General features: G+C 67.9%; 1 protein-coding gene. It reads left to right on the top strand.

The annotated features are described in order from the left end of the window. The first annotated feature begins 133 nt into the window (after positions 1-133). Positions 134-850 (top strand): hypothetical protein, encoded by a 717-nt coding sequence (locus tag ABZ806_RS33185; RefSeq protein WP_500221400.1) that lies wholly within the window; start codon positions 134-136, stop codon positions 848-850. The last annotated feature ends 203 nt before the right edge of the window (positions 851-1,053 follow it).

Genomic DNA, 1,053 nt, shown 5'->3' with positions numbered 1-1,053 from the left:
CGCCGGTGCGGCCCCGTGCGCGCCGCCGCCGGTGCGGCCCCGTGCGCGCCGCCGCCGGTGCGGCCCCGTGCGCGCCGCCGCCGGTGCGGCCCCGTGCGCGCCGCCGCCGGTGCGGCCCCGTAATGTGCGTGACATGACGCGGGCTGAGGTGCTGCGTGATCTTGTGGCGAGGGGACGGCAGTTCGATGCGGCGAGGCTGCACGCCTTGGCGGAGGAGCTAAGCCTTCCCGCCTCCGACATCTTCGTGATCGCGGGACACTCAGTGCCAGCGCACCTGCTGCCGCCGGACCGTGATCGCAAGGTCATGCGCGAATTCGCCTACCGGGTGACCTACTGCGACCACGCCCAGCTCGCCTCCCTGAAGGACTTCGTGTCAAGTCTGGCGTCGACCAGTCCAGCGCCGGCAGCCGAGATACCCGAGGACGCAGAAGCTGCTCCGCCCGGCATGAGCGGATTCCCGAGGATCTTCAACGGGCTCTTACACAACCGCGGTTTCGGAGTTTCGGAGCTGCCGTTCGCTGGGCTGTCCCAAAGCACGATCAACGGCATGCTGAGCGGACGTTGGTACAGCCTGCAGCAGCTCAAGGCGATGGCTGGGCCGTTGGGATGGAATTTCGAGGACCTGGCCGCTGTGGCAGGCGAGCCGCTGGGTGCCTTCAACGTCGGTTCTGTGCTCTGCCGTCACGTAGGCAGGGTGTACGTGGCCGCCATTCCCCTCACGACCGCGCAACTGAGGCTAGCCGCAGTTGAAGCCGATCGCCTGAGCGGGCGAGAAGACCGGGGCGCGTGGCAACCGTGGGTAGAGAACCTGTGCCCAGATGGGTCGTCGCCAGGGACCGACCTTCAGTGACTTGCTGCGGCCAGCGCCGACCGCCTTGTCGAGCGGACCGGCGCCGGACGCGGCGGCATCGACCTACTAACAGCCAAGGCGTGCGGCCCAGCCTTTGCACTACCACTCAGCTTGTCTTTTAACCTCTGACCTGCGACTTCTTGTCACGCCGCGGGTTGCTTTCGATCTTGCTTGCGGGGGACGGGGTGGCGTTTGGCTGGGCC

Origin of the sequence: Spirillospora sp. NPDC047418 (assembly GCF_040643275.1) — a bacterium.
Taxonomy (GTDB): domain Bacteria; phylum Actinomycetota; class Actinomycetes; order Streptosporangiales; family Streptosporangiaceae; genus Spirillospora.
The sequence above is the reverse complement of the archived record's forward strand: the minus strand, read 5'-3'. Positions and strand labels throughout refer to the sequence as shown.